The sequence below is a fragment of the Microbacterium sp. AC035 genome (assembly GCF_979258485.1).
This window is the reverse complement of the sequence record NZ_OZ409858.1, coordinates 3,465,423-3,483,098: the sequence shown is the minus strand read 5'-3', so window position 1 is coordinate 3,483,098 and position 17,676 is coordinate 3,465,423. Positions and strand designations below refer to the sequence as shown.

The following is a 17,676-nucleotide window of genomic DNA, read 5'->3' as shown; positions in this document are numbered from 1 at the left end:
GATGTCCGAGGGCACCCCCGTCTTGCCGCCCTACTGCAGCGCAGAGGTGAGGCGCGCGAGGTTGTCGAGGACGGTCGAGCGCAGAGGCTGCTGCATCCACTCTTCGAGAGTCAGCTCCCTGCTGAGCGAGCGGTAGACGTCTTCGACCGCGCGCATCTCGGAGACGAATTCCTCGCCCCGCACCAGCATCGACACCTCGAGGTTGAGACCGAACGATCTCATGTCCATGTTGCTCGAGCCGATCACGGCGACCTGGTCGTCGATCGTGAGGCTCTTCGTGTGCAGGATGTAGGGCTTGCGGTACATCCAGATCCGCACCCCGGCCTTGAGCAGCGCCTCGTAATAGCTGCGCTGCGCGTGATAGACCATCGCCTGGTCTCCCTCTTCGGAGACGAACAGCTCGACGACGACGCCGCGGTCGACGGCGGCGGTGACGGCGAGCAGCAGCGCTTCATCCGGCACGAAGTACGGACTGACGATCATGATCTTCTCTTTAGCCGCGTAGAGCAGCCCGAGGAAGAGACGCAGGTTGTTCTCGACCTCGAACCCGGGCCCCGACGGCACGACCTGACAGTCGAGATCTCCTGATCCCGTCTCGGCGTGCGAGATGTCGATCTCCTGCAGCACCTCGTCGGTCTCGCTGTACCAGTCGCTGAGGAAGATCGCGTTCACGCTCAGCACGACGGGCCCGTCGATGCGGACCATGAGGTCGACCCAGTGCAGACCGCGCTTGATGTTCTTGGGGAGGTTGTAGGTCGAGTCCGTGACGTTCTGCGAGCCGAGGAACGCGACCTTGCCGTCGACGACGAGCAGCTTGCGGTGGTTGCGCAGATCGGGCCGCTGCATGCGTCCCTTCAGCGGCTGCACCGGAAGCATCAGATGCCAGTTCGCACCCATCCGATTGAGCCGCTTGACGGTCTGCCGATACTTCGGCTTCCATCTGTTCGCCCAGTGGTCGAGCAGCACGCGGACGTGGACGCCGCGCTCTGCGACCTCCTCCATCGCTCGGAAGAAGTTGTCCGTCGATACATCGGCCTGGAGGATGTAGAACTCGATGTGGACGTAGTCCTCGGCCTTGCGGATCTCGTCGGCCATCGCGTCGAGCGAATCCTGATAGTCGGCGATCAGATGCGCGCCATTGTCTCCCGAGATCGGCAGCGCGCCGAGCCTGTGGTTCATCTCGACGAGCGGGGGGAACCAGCTCGGGGCATCCGGTCGCAGGGTGCCGAAGTGCAGATGCTCGCTCGTCTCGGCGATGTACTCGTTGATCTGATCCTGCTTGCGGCGTCGGGCGCGCGGCAGGCGCGGGTTTCCGATGAGCAGGAAGAGGAACACGCCGATGAACGGGATGAAGAAGACCGCGAGCAGCCAGGCCATCGCCGCAGTGGGTCGCCGGTTGCGCGGGATCACGATGATCGCGGTGATGCGGATCGTCAGGTCGAGGGCGATCAGGAACGCCGCGGTCCACCAGGCCCAGATCTCGGGCGTCATACCTCGTCCTCTCGGCCGGTCGGCACTTCGACGCGAGGCGCTTCAGTGGGCACCGAAGACGGTGCGCTGGCTACACAGTAGCCGATGGTGCCGACGCCGCTCAGGAGCGCGGCGGCAGACCGCGCGCGGCCCGCTCCTCGGCCTCGATCCGTGCGTGCACCTTGCGTTCGGTGCGATCGAACCGCAGGATTCCGCGGAGCACGAAGAAGAACACGACGCTCACCCCGATGGTCGGGATGATCGACCATGCGGCTGCGAGCCAGAAGTTCTCCATGGCTCCATGGTACGCGACCCACTACTCCTCCACACTCGGGGGCCCCGAGCGGATCGACGATCGCAGCTGTGGAATCGATCCGCGACAGCGAGCGTGCGATGAGACTCGCCGGATGACAACACTGCTCCGCGCTTCCGGCTCCGCTGAGTTCCTCAGCATCGTCCCCTCTCTCGCAGGCTTCACCCCGACCGAGAGCCTCGTCCTGCTGCCGTTCCGAGGCACACGCACGTACGGTGCGATGAGACTCGACCTCCCTCGTGACGATGTCGAGCTCGAGGACTACGCGGATGCCGCGGTCGGCCTGGTCTCGCGGGTGGACCGAACGGATGCGGTCGCCGTCGTCGTCTACACGGATGATGCTGTGCAGCAGACGCGCGACGGGCTCGTCCTGCCGTTCGCGGTCGAGGTCGACGAACTCCTCGGGCGGGCGGAGGACGCCGGCCTGCGCATCGTCGACGCGCTCTGCGTGACATCCGGCGGGTGGTCGAGCTATCTCGACGGCGACCCGCAGCTCCGCACCCTCGCGCACGCGGCTCCCGAGGTGCCGGGCGTCGGCGACGTATCAGGCGACCAGTTGTCCGGCGCTGCTCTGCCCACCACCGGCTTCGCCGACAAAGAGAGGGTGGCTCGGGCGCTGCTCGACATCACGGCGCTCCTCGAGCGGGGTGGAGCACCTGCGCCGACGGGCGCCGAGAACCCCCAGGCGATCGCTGCGCTCGTCCTCCTCGAAGACATCCCGGCGTTCTTCGAAGCCGTGCTCGCTTCGCCCGATGATCTGCCGCCCTTCGCCACCGCCGCGCTGCTCTGGTGCTTGGAGCGGCCGCTCTTCAGAGATGTGGCGCTCACGCAGTGGGCCACCGATCTCGGCGGCGGCGGACGCACGCTCGAAGCGCAGCTCACCTTCGCCGACTCGGGGTCGACTGTTCCCGACGATCTCGGTGATGTGTTCCTCGGGCGCGGACCCACGCCCGATCCGGAGAGGCTCGGGATCGCCCTCTCACTCGTCCGCACCGCCGCATCGCTCGCTCCGCGAGTCACGAGACCCGCACCGCTCACCGCTGCGGCATGGCTCTCGTGGGCGCTCGGCCGCTCGAGTCACGCCGGGCAGTACCTCGAACTCGTGCGGGCGATCGATCCCGAGTACGGCCTCGCCGCCCTGCTCGAAACGATGATCAGCGCGGCGATGCTGCCGGAGTGGGCGTTCAGACGCGGTGGAACGCCCGCTACTTGACCAGGGGGAAGAGGATGGTCTCGCGAATGCCGAGCCCCGTGATCGCCATCAGCAGACGATCGATCCCCATGCCCATCCCACCGGACGGCGGCATGCCGTGTTCGAGAGCTCGGAGGAACTCCTCGTCGACGGGCATCGCCTCGACGTCGCCCCGGGCGGCGAGCTTCGCCTGTTCGACGAAGCGCTCGCGCTGGATGACGGGGTCGACGAGCTCGGAGTATCCGGTCGCCAGCTCGAAGCCGCGGATGTACAGGTCCCACTTCTCGACCACACCGTCGATCGAGCGGTGCTCGCGCACGAGGGGCGAGGTGTCGACCGGGAAGTCCATCACGAAGGTGGGGCGCACGAGGTCGCCCTTCACGAAGTGCTCCCACAGCTCCTCGACGAGCTTGCCGTGCGTCGCCTGAGCGGGCAGGTCCACACCGTTCGCTTCGGCGAAGGCGATCAGATCCTCGACCGAGTCGCTCGGGGTGATCGTGCGACCGGACACGGCCGACAGCGACTCGTACATCGAGATGCGATCCCATTCGCCCCCGAGGTCGTATTCGGTGCCGTCGGCCCACGTGACCGTGGTCGAGCCCGCGACGGCGATCGCGGCCTGCTGCACGAGCTCCTGCGTCAGAGCGGCCATCTGGTTGTAGTCGCCGTAGGCCTGGTAGGCCTCGAGCATCGCGAACTCCGGGCTGTGCGTCGAGTCGGCGCCCTCGTTGCGGAAGTTGCGGTTGATCTCGTACACCCGCTCGATGCCTCCGACGACCGCGCGCTTGAGATACAGCTCGGGCGCGATGCGCAGGTAGAGCTCGGTGTCGAACGCGTTGGAGTGCGTGACGAAAGGACGAGCGGATGCACCGCCGTGCTGCACCTGCAGCATGGGCGTCTCGACCTCGAGATAGTCGTGGCTGCCGAACGTCGCTCGAAGGCTCGCGTTGACCGCCGCGCGGGCGCGCACGGTCGTACGCGCCTGCTCGCGGACGATCAGATCGAGGTAGCGGCTGCGCACACGCCCCTCTTCGCTGAGCTCGGAGTATGCGTTCGGCAGCGGCAGGATCGCCTTCGAGGCGATCGCCCACGCGTCGGCCATGATCGACAGCTCGCCTCGGCGACTGGAGATCACCTCGCCGTGCACGAACACGTGATCGCCGAGGTCGACGTATTCCTTCCAGTCGGCGAGCGATTCCTCGCCGACGTTCGCGAGCGAGATCATCGCCTGGATCCGCGAGCCGTCGCCGGCCTGCAGAGTCGCGAAGCACAGCTTGCCGGTGTTGCGGCTGAAGACCACGCGGCCGGCGACGCCGACGACGACGCCCGTCTCGGCACCCGCTTCGAGCTCGCCGTACTCGGCGCGCAGCGCGGGGATCTGGTGGGTCACGGGCACACTGACCGGGAACGCTCCCCCGCCGGCATCCGCTCGGTTCGCGACCAGACGCTCGCGCTTGGCCAGGCGCACGGCCTTCTGCTCGTGCACGTCTTCTTCGGTGGCGGCGGTGGTCGTGTCGGGCGCGGCAGACGCGTCAGTCATTCGGGGCTCCTTGAAAAGTCGTGTCCAGTTTACCGAGGTCGCGTCCCTCACCCCGCGGTCGAGTCTGGGTAGCCTCGAAGCATGGCAGCCTCCAGACTCGCCCACGCTCTCGTCACGATCGTCCTCGCCGCGACGGCGGTGTGCACGACGGCAGCTGCTGCCTCGGCTGCCGCACCGGTCGACGCGGCGACGACGGCACCGCACTCCCGGACGCACGCCGACACGGCGACCACCGCCGAGGGGGATGTCGACGACTTCGCGTACGCGTCGTGGGACGCGCGCTACGAGGTGGGGCTCGACGACGACGGGCGCGCCCGCATGCACGTCACGGAGACCCTCACGGCGCGATTCCCCGACATCGACCAGAACAAGGGGATCGTCCGCGGACTGCCGACCAGCTATGAGAATGCGTGGCTCGACCCGCGTGTGCTGTCCGTGACCGACGAGACCGGCGCCGATGTGCCGTACGAGACCGAGAACGAGGATGGACTGCTGCTGATCCTCACCGGCGACGACGACTACGTGCGCGGACTCACGACCTACGTCATCGAATACGAGATGCGCGACGTGATCCTCGCCGCCGACTCCGGCGTCGACGAGTTCTATTGGGACCTGCTCCCGCTCGACAGCACGCAGCGCATCGAGGACTTCCACGCTGAGGTCGCGTTCGACGAGACGATGTCGGATCGGATGACCGGCGAGGCGCGCTGCTATGCCGGCTACCAGGGCTCGACAGACGAATGCGATCTGATCGCGTCCTCCGACGGCTCGCAGCTCAGTGTCGGTGCGAGCGAGCTGTCACCCGGCGAGGGCATCACGATCGCCGTCGGATTCGAGTCGAACACCGCGGTGCAGCCCTCGGCTCGGCACCCTAACCCCGTGACCGACACAGTGCCCGCTGTCGCCGCGCTCGGTGGACTCGGGCTCTCTGTCGCCAGCTGGTTCGCCGTCTCGGCCTTCAAGAAGAACCGGCGCAACGCGAGCGGTATCATCGTGGCCCAGTACGACGTGCCGGACTCCCTGCCGCCGCTTCTCGCCGCCGCAATCGTGCCCGGAGCCAAAGACCCGATCCCGGCCGAGATCATCCACCTCGCTGTGCGCGGCACGCTCCGCATCGAAGAGGGGACAGACGCCGAACAGCCACGGCTCCGGCGCCTTCCGGGTGGCCGGATCCCCGACCAGCTCGATGTCGAGGCGCTGGACGCTCTGTTCGCCGGCGCGGACTCCGAGGGCGTCGCCGAGCTCCCGCACTCGAGCGAGGAGTTCGCCGCTCGCATGAAGACCCTGGCGCAGCACGGCATCGAGGCGGCGGTCTCGCGCGGGCTCACCACGAAGGCCCGCAGCAGGGGCGCGATGATCGTGCAGTGGTGCGCGATCGCCATCGTGCTGGTCGGCTTCGCCCTGGGCATGTCGGGGATCATCGCAGGGAGGGTCACGGCGATTCCCGCGTTCGTGGCGATCGCCTTCGGCGCGCTGCTCGTCTTCCTGTCGTCCTTCTACAGCTTCTCGCGGCACACGGTCCTCTCTGCCGAAGGCGCTCGGCAGTACGAGTACCTCATGGGTGTACGGGAGTTCATCCGCGTCGCCGAAGCCGATCGGCTGCAGATGCTTCAGTCGTATTCCGGCGCCGAGCGTCGGCAGGACGGCAGTGCGAACGTGATCGTGGTCTACGAGCGCCTGCTCCCCTACGCGATGTTGTTCGGCATGGAGAACGAGTGGGGAGCCCTGCTCGAGCACGTCTACGCCTTCGAGCAGCGCGGGGCGACGTGGATCGGTGACCCCAGCACACCGTTCGTCCACGGTCAGCTCATCGCGTTCGCCGCCTCCTCGCATGCTTCCGCGACGTACTCGGCGCCGAGCGCCAGCAGCTCGTCCAGCGCCGGCGGATCTTTCGGCGGCGGATTCTCAGGCGGTGGCGGGGGCGGCGGATTCTCGGGCGGTCGCTGACCTCAGACGACCGACGAGGTCAGAGCAGCGGCGATTCGCTCGACGCTTCGCGCAGAGCTCGCTCGACCGTCGACTGCACCAGGGCGGATAGGAATCCGCCGGGATTCTCGACTCCGATCTCGCCGAGCCTCGCGGTGGACTGCGCGATGATCGACTTCGAGAACTCGGTCGCCGTCTGGATCGCGTCGGCGTAGGCGGCTCGATCGCTCTCGGCGATGACGACCGGCTCGCATCCCATTTCCACCGCCAGCGCCTGAGCGATGGGCAGCACGGCGGCGGGTGCCGTCACCGCTGCGTATCCGGCCTGCAGCTGTCGCAGGTCGACGGACGTGCCTGTGAATGTGATGGCCGGATGCACCGCGAGCGGGATCGCACCGCTCTCAGCCGCCGGTCGCAGCACCTCGATGCCGTACGCCGGATCGGTGTGCAGCACGAGCTGGCCGAGCTGCCAGCCTCCGACCTCGGCTATGCCGGCGATCAGCGGCGGCAGCTGATCATGCGGAACCGCGATGATCACCAGCTCGCTGCGACGAACGACTTCGAGCGCGTCGATGATCGGGACGCCGGGAAGCACCGCCGACGCTCGATCGTCGTCGGACCCGCTCGTGATTCCGGTGACCGCGTGACCTGCGCCGGCGAGCGCCGCGCCGACGACGGGCCCGACCCGCCCGGCGCCGATGATGCCGACCCCGAGTCGCCCGTCACGGCGCGACGGATCAGTCACCATTCGGCGGAGCAACCGGAGGTGCGGGCGGAGCAACCGGAGGCGCAGGCGGAGCAACCGGAGGCGCAGGCGGAGCAACCGGAGGCGCAGGCGGCGAGACCGGAGGCGCCGGCGGAGCAACCGGAGGCGCAGGCGGAGCAACCGGCGGAGCAGGCGGCGGCGTCGCGGGGTCGGACGCCGCGGTCGGGTACCCGGGAACCTGCGCTCCCTCGGCGTCCGTCACGTACTCGCCCCACCGGTGGGTGTGATCGCGCGCTGCGGCGGCGACCGCTGCCGAGCTCACGCCGTCGAGGAGGTACAGAGCGTCATCGCGCTCGAGACCCGACAGGTACCCCGTGATGAGGCCCTGCACGGAGTGCACCTGCGCACCCGATACACGCTGCGCGCGGTCGATGGGTCCCTGCGAGAGCGACACACCCTGCAGACGTGCGAGCGGGAAGATGGCCAGCTTGCGCCAGACGACTCCTCGCCTGAGCAGCAGCCCGAACTCGGTCAGCGCGAAGCCGTGGCGCTTCCACGACACGGGTCTGCGCCACCAGGCACGCCGCGGCATCGTCCGATAGGGATCGCCCTCGACAGGGCCGAGGATGCCGTGCTCCCAGACGAGCGGGATGTCGGCGACCGGAGCATCGGGCAGGATCAGCGCGAGCACCCTCTCGACATCGGCGCGCTTGCCGACCGGCAGCACGACGTTGAACTGCTGCGCGGAGCCCGACGACTGCTGCGCGGCGCTCTTGCCGCTCATGCGGTTGATCCTGATGGTCCACCAGCCGAACGGACGCCACAGCAGCGACTGCGTGACCTCCACGGCGAAGATGCGCCCGGGGGGCAGCGTCTCGGTGACGGTCGTCAGCAGACCGTAGGTGATGCGCACGCCGTCAGGGGTCGGGGCGATCGAGTAGCGCAGCGACTTGGAGATCTGCGCCCACGTGATTCCGACGATCGCGATGACCATGGGGATCCCGATGCCCAGCGTGATGCCGAGACCGAGGAACCCGCCGATCGGATCTCCGTCGATCAACGAGCCGATCGCGATGCCCCCGACAGCCACGCCGAAGATGATCGCGAAGAAGAGGAACCAGAGCACGCTCGAGATCAGCTGCGATCCGACCAGACGTCCCGTCGGGATCTTGACCACGCTCTCGGGTTCGACATCGGCGAGGTCGACGCCGCTGATCAGATCGTTGACCCCTGCGTTCATCGACCCGACGAGCTGCGCTCGCGCCGAACCCGGCGCGAGGGAGCCGGGGCCCGCAGCGTCCGACGGCCGCACCCCGGATGCGGCATCCGCGGCGGTCAGTCTCGCTGCGCGCGCACCCGAAGCGAGGCGCAGGATGTCGCTCCGGACCGCCTCAGCGCGCGGAGTCGCGAGGTACTCGAGTTCGACGTTGGAGTCGGTGCCCGCACCGACGACCTCCAGCTTCGCGAGCCCGATGATGCGCGCGGGGAACGGACGGGTGAGGTTGACGCCCTGAACCCGATCGAGAGGAGCGCGGCGGTGCGAGCGGAAGACGATGCCCTTGCGCACCTCGACGTGATCGCCGGTGATCCGGAACTGCTGGAATCGCCACACGAACCAGAAGATGAGCACGAGCACGGCGACGAGCGCCAGCACGCTGAGCAGCACGACGATGAGCAGGTTGTTCTCGAACACCCAGTCGACGGGATCGCCGCCCGAGTAGTCGTCGTAGTGGACTTCCTCAGGAGTGAAGATCGCGACGAACCAGGCGATCAGCCGATCGCGCAGGTTGGCGATCGCGATACCCGCGATGATGATGAGCGCCAGCCCGCCTTTGAAGAGCGGGGTGAGCGGGTGCATCCGGTGCCACTCGCCGTCGGCGAGCGTCGCCGCCCGCGCCGCGGAGTCGGCGGGCGCCGCAGGGGGCGACGCGAAAGGCTGCTCGCTCACAGGCCCGTCCGGCGGGTCTCGGCGACGGCGATCAGGGTGTCACGCAGCGCCTCGGCGGCGGCCTGCGCGAGTCCGGGGATCTGCACGCCTGTGGTCGCGGCGGCCGTGACCATCTTCAGCTGGGAGACGCCGAAGGCACGGTCGAGGGGCCCCTGCGTGATGTCGACGAGCTGCATGCGGCCGTACGGCACGGCGATCATGCGCTGCCAGAGGATGCCCTTACGGAAGACGATGTCGTCGTCGCGGAGCATGTACCCGATGGCCTTGGCCTGCCGGGGAAGGATGACCAGCGTGATCAGTGTGATGAGCACGATGACACCTGCCGGGATCCACACCCAGGTCTGGTCGAGCACCAGCGCCAGCACGAGGGCTGCGGCCAGCACGAACGCGATGAAGATCAGATTCTGCAGCACCTGCGAGACCACGTAGCGCGGCGAGATCTGATGCCAGGTGCCGTCGAGCTCCAGCCGCGCCTCATTGCGAGCGGTGCGCAGCTGCGAGTATGTGCCCTGGTCGAGGGCCGCGAGGTCTGTGACCTCCGCCGAACTAAGCGGTGCCGGGGTCCCCGGCTCGATCTCTGGGTTCTGAGTCATCAGGATCCTTCGGCAGGGTGCAGAACTGTTCGGCGATGAGCGCGACGACGGCGAGCACGATCGCGCTTCCGATCAGTGCCACCATCGCCACAGTCGACCCTACCGGGGGATCGATCGGCCTGGAGAGAAGGAACGCCAGAAGCCCCGCGCCGAAACCGGCCATGATCGCCCCGACCAGGCTGGACGCGCGGGCGAGGGTCACCGCGCGGGTCGCGCGGAAAGGATCGATGCGGATGCCGTTGCGCACGCTCGCGCGCACCGGCCAGGCGACCCCCAGCGAGGCCGCGGCGATCAGCAGCAGCAGCACGGGCAGGAGGAGCGAGGGGGTGAACGTCGTGCGGCCCATCGTCGTCAGCACGTGGTCGAGCACGAACCCCCCGGCCGCGGCGAGCACGGCGAGGACGACGAGAAGTCCGAGCGAGGTGCGTTTCATGAGTTCTCCCGCCGACGCAGGTCGGCGACGAGTTCGGCGACGCGACCCCTGCCGGGAAGCACGGCGTCACTGTCGAGCTCGAGCCACGGTTCGAGCACGAACAGCCGCTCGAAGGCACGGGGGTGCGGCAGCTGCAGGCCGCCGTCGCCGTCGGCCGACTCCTCGCCGTATGCGATCAGATCGAGGTCGAGGGTCCGATCGCCCCAGCGCTCATGGCGCTCGCGTCCGTGCTCGTCCTCGATCGCGTGCAGCATGCCGAGAAGTATCGACGGGGCGAGGCGCGTGGTGACCAGCGCCACCGCGTTGACGTATCCGGGAGCCTCCGGATCGGGCCCGTCCAGCCGCAGCGCCACCGTCTCGAACAGCGACGACAGCCGCACGTCCCCGACCAGGGGCAGCCGTGCGATGCGCTCGGCTGCGGCGCGGATCGTGTCCTCGCGATCGCCGAGGTTCGCGCCGAAGGCGACGACGGCCACGGCTTCCTCCCGCCCGGGCCGGGGGCCGGGAAGACTAGGCGGGTTGGCCAGATTTCGACTCATCGCTGCGCCTCCTCGGCGGACGGCTGCCGCATACGGTGCACGGTGACGGCGACGTCCGAGAACGTGAGCGCGATCGGGGCGTGCGGCTTGTGCACGGTGACGGTGACGGCGTGCACCCGAGGGTCGGCGAGCGCGACGGCGGCGATGCGCTCTGCGAGCGTCTCGATGAGGTTCACCGGTTCGCCCGCCACGACCTCGGCGACCTTCTCGGCGAGCTCTCCGTAGTGCACGGTGTCGTCGACGTCGTCCGATGCCGCGGCGACGTTCAGCGGCATCCTGAGGCGGAGATCGATCGTGAAGTCCTGGCCGTCCTCGCGCTCGTGGGCGTAGACGCCGTGCCGACCGAACACGGTCAGTCCCGTCAGGACGATCTCGTCGAAGACATCCATGGTCTATCCCTCCCAGGCGTGCACGACGGCCAGAGCATCGCGAGTGGCGCCGACATCGTGCACCCTGACTGCCCAGACCCCGGCGCGAGCGGCGAGCGCGCTCGTGACGGCCGTGGCGAGGTCGCGTCGGGCTTCGGAGACCGCCGCCGGGTCTGCGCCGAGGGTCTCCGCGAGGAACCGCTTGCGAGAGGTTCCGATGAGCACCCGGGGCCCCAGGGCGACGATCTCGTCGAGTCCGCGCAGCACACCCCAGTTCTGATCGCCCTTCTTCGAGAATCCGATCCCCGGATCGAGGATCAGGCGCGACGGCGCGATGCCGGATGCCGCGGCCGCGCCCATGCGCTCGTGCAGCTCCCCCGCGACCTCGCGGGCGGCACGGCGGTATTCGGCATGCGCGTACATGTCGGAGGAGAAGCCGCGCCAGTGGCCGATCGCATAGTCGGCGCCGGACTCCGCGACCGCTGCGAGCATGTCGGGGTCGGCCAGCCCGCCGGAGACGTCGTTCACGATCCGCGCCCCTGCTCGCACGGCTGCTGCGGCGGTCGAGGAGTTGATGGTGTCGACGCTCACGGGCGCACCCTCAGCGACGAGGCGCTCGATGACGGGGAGGACGCGCGCCTGCTCGACCTCGGCGCCCACTCGCTCGGCTCCCGGCCTCGTCGACTCGCCGCCGACGTCGAGCACGGTGGCGCCCTCCGCCCGCAGCCGCAGCCCGTGCTCGACGGCCCGATCCACGTCGAGATACCGACCGCCGTCGCTGAACGAGTCGGGCGTGACGTTGACGATGCCCCAGATGCCGGTCATCCGTGCGCCGCCCCGGGGCCCGACGACCCGATCAGGGCGATGAGTTCGGCGCGGGCGATCGGCTCGGTGTACTCGCCACGAGCGGCGATCGTGAGCGTCGATGCCTCCGGCTGCCGTCCACCGCGCATGGTCACGCAGCCGTGGCTCGCATCGAGGACCACGAGCACACCACGGGTGTCGAGGTGCTCGGCGATCGTGTCTGCGATCTGCTCTCCGAGGCGTTCCTGCACCTGGGGGCGACCGGCGAGGATCTCGACGACGCGCACGAGCGCGCCGAGTCCGACGACCTGCTCACCCGGCAGGTACGCGATGTGCGCGCGACCCGCGAACGGCAGCAGGTGGTGCTCGCACACCGAACGGAAGCGGATGTCCCTCAACAGCACGGCCCCCGACGGAAGCGTGTCGGGGGCGGGGCCTCGGGAGACGCTGATCGTGTGCGCAAGAGGCGCCGCTGCATCCTCGCCGACGCCCGCGAAGAACTCCGCATAGAGGTCGCCCATGCGCGTCGGCGTCTGCTTCAGCCCCGGACGATCGGGGTCTTCGCCGATCGCCTCGAGCAGTTCCCTGGTGAGCCGTTCGACACGCGCGCGGTCGACAGACACAGGTCAGGCCGTCGCGGGTCGAGCCTGGCCGGCTCCCGCCGATCCGGGCTGCGTGCGCGGAGCCGACATGGGCGCCTCGACCGACGCGACCAGCGACACGTCCTTCTTCGGCACCTCGATCGGAGGCCGCTCCGACACGGGGCGGTCCTCGCTCGAGAGCCACAGCGGACGCTCGGGGAGCTTCTTGACCTCGGTGAAGATCTCGGCGATCTGGTTGTGATCGAGGGTCTCCTCCTCGAGCAGCGACAGGGCGAGGCGATCGAGGATGTCACGGTTGGCGCTGATGACCTCGTACGCCTCGTTGTGAGCCTGCTCGATGAGCGCGCGCACCTCCGCGTCCACCCGCTCGGCGACCCTCTCGGAGTACTCGCGTCCCCTGCCCATGTCGCGACCGGCGAAGGGCTCGCCACCCTCGCTGCCGAGCTTGACCGGTCCGACCTGCGTGGTCATGCCGTACTCGAGCACCATCTTGCGAGCGATCGACGTCGCCTTCTCGATGTCGTTCGAGGCGCCGGTGGTCGGGTCGTGGAACACGATCTCCTCAGCGACGCGGCCGCCCATGGCGTAGGTCAGCTGGTCCTGCAGCTCGTTGCGGGTGATGGAGTACTTGTCGTCGAGCGGCAGCACCATCGTGTAGCCGAGAGCCTTGCCTCGGGGAAGGATCGTGATCTTCGTGACGGGGTCGGTGTAGTTCATCGCCGCCGCTGCGAGAGCGTGACCGCCCTCGTGGTACGCGGTGATGAGCTTCTCCTTGTCCCTCATCACACGGGTACGGCGCTGGGGGCCTGCGATCACACGGTCGATGGCCTCGTCGAGAGCACGGTTGTCGACCAGCTGCGCGTTCGAGCGTGCGGTCAGCAGAGCGGCCTCGTTCAGGACGTTCGCGAGATCCGCTCCGGTGAAGCCGGGAGTCTTGCGGGCGACGACCTCGAGGTCGACGCTCTTGGCCAGCGGCTTGCCCTTGGCGTGCACCTCGAGGATCTTCTGGCGCCCACGCAGGTCGGGGGCGTCGACGCCGATCTGGCGGTCGAAGCGGCCGGGACGCAGCAGTGCGGGGTCGAGGATGTCGGGGCGGTTGGTCGCCGCGATGACGATGACGTTCGCGTTCGGGTCGAAGCCGTCCATCTCGACGAGCATCTGGTTGAGCGTCTGCTCGCGCTCGTCGTTTCCGCCGCCCATGCCGGCACCGCGGTGGCGACCGACTGCGTCGATCTCGTCGATGAAGATGATCGCGGGCGCGTTCTCCTTGGCCTGGTTGAACAGGTCACGCACGCGCGAGGCACCGACGCCGACGAACATCTCGACGAAGTCGGAACCCGAGATCGAGTAGAACGGGGCTCCCGCCTCGCCGGCGACCGCACGGGCGAGCAGCGTCTTTCCGGTTCCTGGAGGGCCGTACAGCAGCACGCCCTTCGGGATGCGGGCGCCGATGGCCTGGAACTTGGCCGGGTCCTGCAGGAACTCCTTGATCTCGTGGAGCTCCTCGATGGCCTCGTCGGCGCCGGCGACGTCGGCGAAGGTGACCGTCGGGGTCTCCTTGTTGACGAGCTTCGCCTTGGACTTGCCGAACTGCATGACCTTGCTGCCGCCACCCTGCATCGACGAGAGCAGCCACCAGAACAGCAGGCCGAGCAGTACGAGGGGGAGAAGAAGGGAGAGGATGCCGTCGAACCAGGTCGCGCGAGGCACGGCGTCGTTGAAGCCGTCCTTCGGGTCGGCGTCGTTGATCGCCGTGACCACCTCTTCGGCGCGGGCGTCGACGTAGTAGAACTGCACGTTCTCCGAGCCCTCGAACGCCTTCGACAGGGTCATGTCGACGCGCTGGTCTCCGTCGGTGTTCACGACCTCGGTCACGGACTCGCCGGCGAGGAGCTTCAGCCCCTCCTGGGTCGTGATCTGCTTGGGCGCGCCGAGGTTCGAGATCAGCAGGAAGCCGCCGAACAGCAGCAGACCGATCAGAGCGACGTAGATCAGCGGATTCCGAGTGAGCTTCTTGACATCCATGGTCGGATCAGCGTATCGCGCGTGCCCTAGGTGGCCGCTGTGCGTTCACCCACGGCGTAGCGACGGGCCCGAGCCCCCGATCAGCTGTAGACGTGCGGAGCGAGCACCGCGACATCGCGCAGGTTGCGGTAGCGCTCGTCGTAGTCGAGGCCGTAGCCGACGACGAAGTCGGTGGGGATGTCGAAGCCGACGTACTTGCAGTCGATGACGACCTTCGCGGCCTCCGGCTTGCGCAGCAGCGCGAGCACCTCGATCGACTCCGCCCCGCGCGACTCGAAGTTCTCGAGCAGCCAGCTGAGGGTGAGCCCCGAGTCGATGATGTCCTCGACGATCAGCACGTGCTTGCCGTTCAGGTCGGTGTCGAGGTCCTTGCGGATCTGCACGACGCCGCTCGACTTGGTGCTCGCTCCGTAGCTCGACACCGCCATCCAGTCCATCGGGGCGTGGAAGGGCAGAGCACGGGCGAAATCGGCCATGACCATGACCGCGCCCTTGAGCACGCCGACGAGGATGATCTCCTTGCCCTCGTAGTCGGCCGCCACCTGGGCCGCGAGCTCATCGAGCTTGGCGATGATCTCCTCCTCTGTGACGAGGATCTGAGCAAGGTCGTCCTGGATCTCCGCGGCGCGCATGGATCGATTTTAGGTGACGCGTCCCCATGCTCCCGCACAGGATCCGCAGATCGTCGACCAGAATTCTGGATGCGCGTCCGGCATCCGCACTACTCTGGCGCTTGAACGGGCGTAGGCCCGCAGACGGAAGGATTCACCCATGGCTCTCGACGACATCCTCACGCAGGTCCCGATCGACGACATCGCCGCGAAACTCGGAGTCTCCCCCAGCGTCGCCAGAGAGGCGGTCGAACAGGGCGGTGCCGTGCTGCTCGGCGGGCTCGCCAAGAACGCGTCCACCACCGAGGGCTCCGCGGCGATCGAGAACGCGCTCAAGGGCCACCAGGGCAAGACCGGGGCCGCGAAGGTCGACGACATCGACGTGGCGGACGGCGGCAAGATCGTCTCGCACATCCTCGGCGACGACGAGCAGAAGGTCACCCAGAAGCTCACCGAGTCGAAGGAGACCGCCGGCATCGACTTCGGCAAGCTCCTCCCGATCCTCGCTCCGATCGTGATGGGTCTGATCGCCAACGCCACCAAAGACAAGACCGCGAAGCCCGGGACTGCAGAGGCGCAGTCCGGTGGCGGCGGCATCGGCGATGTGATCGGAGGCCTGCTCGGGGGCGGCAGCTCGTCGGGCGGCGGCGGAATCGGCGACCTGCTCGGCGGCCTGCTCGGTGGAGGCAAGTCCTCGGGCGGCGGCGGCATCGGCGACATCCTCGGCGGTCTGCTCGGCGGCAAGAAGTAGCACCGCCGGCCTGCTCGCCGCGAGCCCCTGCGATCCCCTTCCGAGGATGGGGACCGCAGGGGTTCTCTCGTCTCTGCGAGCGGATGCTGCGGGTGCGGGATGCCGGTCGTTCAGCGCGCGGTGAAGACGATGCGTCCGCCCCGTCGGGCCGCCGAGCACGAAGGCAGGTCGATGGGGCCCTGACCCGACCAGTCGGTGGCGAGCCGCGCGACCTCGAGCGTCTGCAGGCGCGTCAGGCTCACGCCGAACTCGCTGTCGACCACGAGTCGGATGATCCGGTTGCGCAGAGCCGCCGGGTTGGCGGCGAGAGCCGCGACGCTCACCGAGATGCCGGCCTCGGCATGCTCGACGATGTCCTCGATCGTCTCGTGGATCATCTCGTCGAACGCCTCGGCATCCTCACGCAGCTGCTCGGCGGTGCGCGCCAGAGCCTCGGCGATGCCCGGGCCGAGCTCGGCTTCGAGCACGGGAAGCACCCGGTCTCGCACCCGCACGCGAGCGAAGCGCTCTTCGGAGTTGTGCGGGTCGTCCCAGACCTCGAGGTCGGATGCCGCGCAGAATGCACGCGTCGTCTCCCTCCGCGCTCCGAGCAGCGGCCGCACCCAGCGCAGCCCGTCATCGTCTTCGCGCACGGGGGCCATGCCCTGCAGACTCGCCGCCCCGGATCCGCGGGCGAGGCCGAGCAGCACCGTCTCGGCCTGGTCGTCGAGTGTGTGGCCGAGCAGCACGGCTGAGGCACCGGCATCCGCAGCCGCATCCTTCAGCACCCGATACCTGGCGTCTCGTGCGGCGGCCTCTGGGCCCCCCTCCTCCCCCACCTCGACCCGGACGATGAGAGCGTCGAGTCCGAGGGCCGTCGCCGTCCGCGCCGCTCGAGCGGCCACGGCATCCGAACCGCTCTGAAGACCGTGGTCGACCGTCAGACTCCCCACCCGGAGCCCGAGCTTGGGCGCTTCGAACGCGGTCGCCGCGGCGAGCGCGAGTGAATCCGCTCCTCCGGAGAGAGCGACGATGACGACCGATCCCTCGGGCAGATCGGCGAGCGCAGTGCGCACGGCGAGGCGGATCTCGGCGATGGCGGGTGAGAGCGAGGGCACAGTCCCACGGTAGATCACGAGCTGAGATCGTCGCGCAAGGGTCGCGCCTGAGCGGGTGATGGCCCTAACCTGGCGCCGTGGCAGATCGATTGGGCGGGCAGCAGTACAGCACCGAACGGTTCACGACCTTCGTCGACGCGGTCGTCGCGATCGCGATGACTCTTCTCATCCTGCCGTTGCTCGAATCCGTGTCGGACGCAGGTGCCGCCGACCTGAGCACGGCTGAATTCCTCGAGGAGCACCACGGACAGCTCCTGAGCTTCGCCCTGAGCTTCGTTCTGATCGCGTCGTTCTGGCTCGAGCATCATCGGCTGTACGCCGGGGTGAAGGGTATGACGGGTGGACTGCTGTGGATCAACATCGCGTGGATGGTCACGATCGTGTGGCTCCCTGTGCCGACCGCCATGCTCGGCCAGATGGATGAGGACCCCCTGCAGACGGCGGTCTACATCGGGACGTTGATCCTCACCCAGGTGACGACACTCGCCGCGAAGGTCTACCTCCGACGGCATCCTGCTCTCACCGACCTCCCCTCCGATGTGCTGCGGCGTGGTGTCCTCGGAGACGTCGCGGCGATCGTCCTGTTCCTGATCGCTCTCCCGATCGCGGCGTGGGTGCACCCGATCGGCTATGCGGCCCTGCTGCTCGTCATCCTGTCCAGCCCTCTCGAACGCCTGCTGGATCACTCCACCACCCGAGGCCGGCGAGGGCGTGGCCTGAACGATGCGCGCGATGGCTCCGATCACTGAAAGGTAGGC

The 17,676-nt window shown here is 68.3% G+C and carries 18 protein-coding genes; 4 read left to right on the top strand and 14 right to left on the bottom strand.

Going from position 1 to position 17,676, the window contains the following annotated elements; all coding sequences use genetic code 11:
* Positions 1-30: 30 nt before the first annotated feature.
* Positions 31-1,491, bottom strand: a complete 1,461-nt coding sequence (gene cls, locus ACZ0AA_RS16775; RefSeq protein ID WP_463513624.1) for a cardiolipin synthase — start codon at positions 1,489-1,491, stop codon at positions 31-33.
* A gap of 100 nt (positions 1,492-1,591) precedes the next feature.
* Positions 1,592-1,765 carry a hypothetical protein gene (locus tag ACZ0AA_RS16770; RefSeq protein ID WP_164481682.1) on the bottom strand — a complete coding sequence of 58 codons (174 nt, stop codon included), beginning with the start codon at positions 1,763-1,765 and terminating at the stop codon, positions 1,592-1,594.
* Between the two features lie 112 nt (positions 1,766-1,877).
* Here ACZ0AA_RS16770 and ACZ0AA_RS16765 point away from each other — a divergent pair, with 112 nt between their 5' ends.
* Positions 1,878-2,996 carry a DUF4192 family protein gene (locus tag ACZ0AA_RS16765; RefSeq protein WP_463513623.1) on the top strand — a complete coding sequence of 373 codons (1,119 nt, stop codon included), beginning with the start codon at positions 1,878-1,880 and terminating at the stop codon, positions 2,994-2,996.
* Here the strand turns inward: ACZ0AA_RS16765 and lysS are convergent.
* Positions 2,989-4,515 (bottom strand): lysine--tRNA ligase, encoded by a 1,527-nt coding sequence (lysS, locus tag ACZ0AA_RS16760; protein WP_463513622.1) that lies wholly within the window; start codon positions 4,513-4,515, stop codon positions 2,989-2,991. The genes ACZ0AA_RS16765 and lysS overlap by 8 nt on opposite strands.
* Positions 4,516-4,596: 81 nt before the next feature.
* On the opposite strand from lysS, the gene ACZ0AA_RS16755 reads away from it, so the two are divergent.
* The gene (locus ACZ0AA_RS16755) at positions 4,597-6,462 is read left to right on the top strand and encodes a DUF2207 domain-containing protein (RefSeq protein WP_463513621.1); all 1,866 of its coding nucleotides are present in this window, start codon (positions 4,597-4,599) and stop codon (positions 6,460-6,462) included.
* A gap of 19 nt (positions 6,463-6,481) precedes the next feature.
* Here ACZ0AA_RS16755 and ACZ0AA_RS16750 read toward each other — a convergent pair whose 3' ends face one another.
* The 10 genes from ACZ0AA_RS16750 to hpt form a co-directional block, all read right to left on the bottom strand.
* Positions 6,482-7,189, bottom strand: a complete 708-nt coding sequence (locus ACZ0AA_RS16750; protein ID WP_463513620.1) for a DUF2520 domain-containing protein — start codon at positions 7,187-7,189, stop codon at positions 6,482-6,484.
* Positions 7,179-9,095, bottom strand: a complete 1,917-nt coding sequence (locus ACZ0AA_RS16745; RefSeq protein ID WP_463513619.1) for a PH domain-containing protein — start codon at positions 9,093-9,095, stop codon at positions 7,179-7,181. The genes ACZ0AA_RS16750 and ACZ0AA_RS16745 overlap by 11 nt, the downstream gene beginning before the upstream one ends.
* Positions 9,092-9,688, bottom strand: a complete 597-nt coding sequence (locus tag ACZ0AA_RS16740) for a PH domain-containing protein (RefSeq protein WP_400862338.1) — start codon at positions 9,686-9,688, stop codon at positions 9,092-9,094. Before ACZ0AA_RS16740 ends, ACZ0AA_RS16745 begins: the two co-directional genes overlap by 4 nt.
* A complete protein-coding gene (locus ACZ0AA_RS16735; RefSeq protein WP_400862340.1) occupies positions 9,642-10,121 on the bottom strand; it encodes a DUF3180 domain-containing protein in 480 nt (159 codons plus the stop codon). The genes ACZ0AA_RS16740 and ACZ0AA_RS16735 overlap by 47 nt, the downstream gene beginning before the upstream one ends.
* The gene (gene folK, locus ACZ0AA_RS16730; protein WP_463513618.1) at positions 10,118-10,660 is read right to left on the bottom strand and encodes a 2-amino-4-hydroxy-6-hydroxymethyldihydropteridine diphosphokinase; all 543 of its coding nucleotides are present in this window, start codon (positions 10,658-10,660) and stop codon (positions 10,118-10,120) included. The genes ACZ0AA_RS16735 and folK overlap by 4 nt, the downstream gene beginning before the upstream one ends.
* Positions 10,657-11,049, bottom strand: a complete 393-nt coding sequence (gene folB / locus ACZ0AA_RS16725) for a dihydroneopterin aldolase (RefSeq protein ID WP_463513617.1) — start codon at positions 11,047-11,049, stop codon at positions 10,657-10,659. Before folB ends, folK begins: the two co-directional genes overlap by 4 nt.
* A 3-nt stretch (positions 11,050-11,052) precedes the next feature.
* Positions 11,053-11,853: a dihydropteroate synthase gene (folP, locus tag ACZ0AA_RS16720; RefSeq protein ID WP_463513616.1), complete on the bottom strand. Its 801-nt coding sequence runs from the start codon at positions 11,851-11,853 to the stop codon at positions 11,053-11,055.
* Positions 11,850-12,455: a GTP cyclohydrolase I gene (gene folE, locus ACZ0AA_RS16715; protein ID WP_400862346.1), complete on the bottom strand. Its 606-nt coding sequence runs from the start codon at positions 12,453-12,455 to the stop codon at positions 11,850-11,852. The genes folP and folE overlap by 4 nt, the downstream gene beginning before the upstream one ends.
* Before the next feature lie 3 nt (positions 12,456-12,458).
* A complete protein-coding gene (gene ftsH, locus ACZ0AA_RS16710; RefSeq protein WP_463513615.1) occupies positions 12,459-14,459 on the bottom strand; it encodes an ATP-dependent zinc metalloprotease FtsH in 2,001 nt (666 codons plus the stop codon).
* A gap of 80 nt (positions 14,460-14,539) precedes the next feature.
* On the bottom strand, positions 14,540-15,091 hold the full coding sequence (gene hpt, locus ACZ0AA_RS16705) for a hypoxanthine phosphoribosyltransferase (RefSeq protein WP_400862350.1): 552 nt from the start codon (positions 15,089-15,091) through the stop codon (positions 14,540-14,542).
* A 139-nt stretch (positions 15,092-15,230) separates the two neighbouring features.
* On the opposite strand from hpt, the gene ACZ0AA_RS16700 reads away from it, so the two are divergent.
* A complete protein-coding gene (locus ACZ0AA_RS16700) occupies positions 15,231-15,821 on the top strand; it encodes a DUF937 domain-containing protein (RefSeq protein WP_463513614.1) in 591 nt (196 codons plus the stop codon).
* 110 nt (positions 15,822-15,931) lie between these two features.
* Here the strand turns inward: ACZ0AA_RS16700 and tilS are convergent, their stop codons facing one another.
* Positions 15,932-16,918, bottom strand: coding sequence for a tRNA lysidine(34) synthetase TilS (tilS, locus tag ACZ0AA_RS16695; RefSeq protein WP_463513613.1), 987 nt, complete (start codon positions 16,916-16,918; stop codon positions 15,932-15,934).
* A gap of 77 nt (positions 16,919-16,995) precedes the next feature.
* Here tilS and ACZ0AA_RS16690 point away from each other — a divergent pair, with 77 nt between their 5' ends.
* Positions 16,996-17,667 carry a TMEM175 family protein gene (locus ACZ0AA_RS16690; RefSeq protein ID WP_463513612.1) on the top strand — a complete coding sequence of 224 codons (672 nt, stop codon included), beginning with the start codon at positions 16,996-16,998 and terminating at the stop codon, positions 17,665-17,667.
* Positions 17,668-17,676 lie beyond the last annotated feature (9 nt).